The organism is Xanthomarina arctica, assembly GCF_014638915.1.
Classification (GTDB): Bacteria; Bacteroidota; Bacteroidia; order Flavobacteriales; family Flavobacteriaceae; genus Xanthomarina; species Xanthomarina arctica.
This window is the reverse complement of record NZ_BMFQ01000008.1, coordinates 1-2,798: the sequence shown is the minus strand read 5'-3', so window position 1 is coordinate 2,798 and position 2,798 is coordinate 1. Positions and strand designations below refer to the sequence as shown.

At 26.1% G+C, this 2,798-nt stretch carries 2 protein-coding genes; both read right to left on the bottom strand.

The window, feature by feature from the left end:
* Positions 1-125: 125 nt before the first annotated feature.
* Positions 126-1,220, bottom strand: a complete 1,095-nt coding sequence (locus tag IEV77_RS17295; RefSeq protein WP_188467160.1) for a reverse transcriptase family protein — start codon at positions 1,218-1,220, stop codon at positions 126-128.
* A gap of 160 nt (positions 1,221-1,380) precedes the next feature.
* The gene (locus tag IEV77_RS17290) at positions 1,381-2,664 is read right to left on the bottom strand and encodes a phosphoribosyltransferase-like protein (RefSeq protein WP_188467158.1); all 1,284 of its coding nucleotides are present in this window, start codon (positions 2,662-2,664) and stop codon (positions 1,381-1,383) included.
* Positions 2,665-2,798: the final 134 nt, after the last annotated feature.

Sequence of the window (2,798 nt, the reverse complement as noted above, 5' to 3'; positions counted from 1 at the left end):
AACAGGCTTTTGCCATTGCTAAATCAGGACTAATATTTGACGAAACTTACAGAAGTACTTTAGTAAAAAAATAATAGAATTTTACTTGTTTTTTAGCACAGTACTTTGTTGGCTGTAGTGCTTCTTTAAATGTTCCAATCAATCATATTAAACTTCTTGAAAAAACTTTCACCTTTTTCTTTTTCTACCGAATAGACAAAGCAAATTTTCCCATAGAGCCAATCTTTATAATTAGCTTTAATTTTTGATTTTTTAAATTTATATTCTAAGTGTGATTTATATCCATATTTGATACAGTAATATAGCTCTTGACTAATTTCTTTAATTATCTTTTTGTCTACAAATAAACCATTATTGACAGTTATACCTGTAACGGTTTGTTTTTTATGTTTAGAAATAAATCTAATTTTTTTAATGTTAACAGTAAAACCATTATGTCTAATAATCGACTTAATTTTCTTTAATTCAGGCATGTTTTTATTATCTCCAGACATGGTTATGTCGTCAGCATATCTAGTGTAAGATAAATGTGATTTCTCACAGTATTTAAATAAAATTTCATCTAATTTTATACAGAGTAAATTAGAAATTATTGGACTTGTTGGTGCTCCTTGAGGTAAAATAGATGGTTTCATTTTAATAAACTTTTTTTTAAGTTTATTTTCTTTTTTTAATTCCTTCCAGTATTTTTTTGGAGGATTAACACATAAGATTCTTGAAAGGTCGTATGATAATTTGTTAGTGTAACCTAATTTCTTGAATAATTGATAAATTCTTTTCTCAGTAATCGTATCAAAGAAGCGATATAAATCAATATTGAGAATGGTTTCTTTGTTTATATGCTTTTCAGCATTAGTAACAATTGATTTTTCTTTTACAAATCCATTTGCGGAATTATGTGTTTGTATTTTATCTAGAATATTAATTTTAATCCATGTTTGAATTGTTTTTAATTCTTCAATTGGACTCATTATCCACCTATGACCTCCAGTTTTTTTTCTTACTCGATATGTATTATATAGATGGTCTCTATCTTTTATTATGTTTATTATTCTGTAAGGCTGTATTCCAATTGAGTAAGCTAAATGGTATGCATCAAAAATAATAGGTAAATTTTTAGAGCTCAGATTCTGTGAATATTCAATAAGTGATTTTTTGTAATCATCTCCATGATTACTTTTACTTATTTGTTCTACTATTTTATATAAAGAAGACGACATGACAGAATTTACGATTTCATTTGACAAAGCTTTGCTTTGAGTAGTGGAACCTTTAGCGTTTCACTACTTAAACGATATAAGCTAACATTAATACAACTATAGACAACTAGTCCTAGCTTTTTACTACTATTACTACTAGTAAAAATTAAAGCTAAATCCATCATATCGCTCCTTTAAAATTTTTAGGTAAATAATAATTTTCCTTAACTTCAAAAGTAAGATTATTATTCTTAATTTCTTTTTTTACCAGTTTTAATTGTTTTTTAGTTTCTAAATAAATTTCATCCCCATATTCCGTTAGCGAATTGTTAGTTTGAAAAATTTCTTTTTTTTCAGATATTATATCACTATAATCATTTTCGGTAATTCCTAGAACTTGACAAATTACTGGAAGAGTTCTTTTTTGCTTAATCATTTTTATTATTGAATAAGTTATAAAGTCAGTTTTGGTAATAAAATTAATGGTTTTCCAACCTAAATCTTTTTCACCAGAATAAAAAACATCTGAAATTTCCGATTCTTTCATGAGCCCAATTTCGTGCGCTAATTTTTTTCTAATTTCTTTTGATTTTGACATCTTGTTTTGGGGAACTCTTGGGTATAAAGGAATCCAATTTTTACTTGACCAAATTATAGGTAAAGTATTGTTAGGAGGATTATAAGCAAAAACAATTAAAGCTTGACTGTTTTTATAACCTAGCGCATGTATTTCATTAGTTTTCTCTTTTTTATTATATGTGGAAAATAAATTTTCTCCATAATTATAGCAAAACTTTCTCAATGGTAGCATTGATTTTCTATAGCCAAATACAGAACCTTTTGATAAGAAAGCAGGATTTCGAACTTCTCCTATTAACTGAATCTCTGTGCAAGATTTTGCTATATATGATTTTGCTCTTTTTAGATAGAATAAGGTTAGAAAAAATGTTTCATTAATATTTTTATTACTGATTATTTGAGGTTTTATATAAGTTTTATAATAATTAACAAATTGTTTTCCAGAACCAGAAAAATCATCTAGAAAAATAATACTAGTTTTTTCTTTAATACTTTTTATTTTATGTTTAAAGTTTGAGTAGTGATAATAAAATACAATACGTTCTTTATTTTTACTGTAAGTTGGAGTTTTCTTTAAATAATAAACCATTAGAGTACTACTTTTTCCGTATTCACTTACAGCATGAATTATAACGTTGTCTAAATTACTGGTTAATATTTTTTTTAATTTAGAATCATATAATTCAATAATTTCATTTTCTGTTATATATTCTAATTTTTCAAGAATAGATAATGCCTTTCCTATTTCGTAAACTTTAAAGTTTTTTAACCAATTTATGATTTCAATCGGAGTAATTGAATTCTTTAATCTACGACATATTGAGTCAATTCTGAATTGATCAACTTCATTTATAATTAAATTAAATTTTGTAGCTCCTGATTTCATGGTTTTCGGCATTGCATTACAGCCAACGGTTTTGTGTATGATTTCGTTGCGTTTTTAAGCACTAAAGTTAGCAAATAAATCACAGATAGAAAGTCCGCGAGGACTTTCGTAAGTAAGCTATAACTAGCAATGAA

Coding starts and splice junctions, on each gene's coding strand:
- IEV77_RS17290 (WP_188467158.1), bottom strand. CDS start 2,664: ATGAAATCAGGAGCTACAAAATTTAATTTAATTATAAATGAAGTTGAT.
- IEV77_RS17295 (WP_188467160.1), bottom strand. CDS start 1,220: ATGTCGTCTTCTTTATATAAAATAGTAGAACAAATAAGTAAAAGTAAT.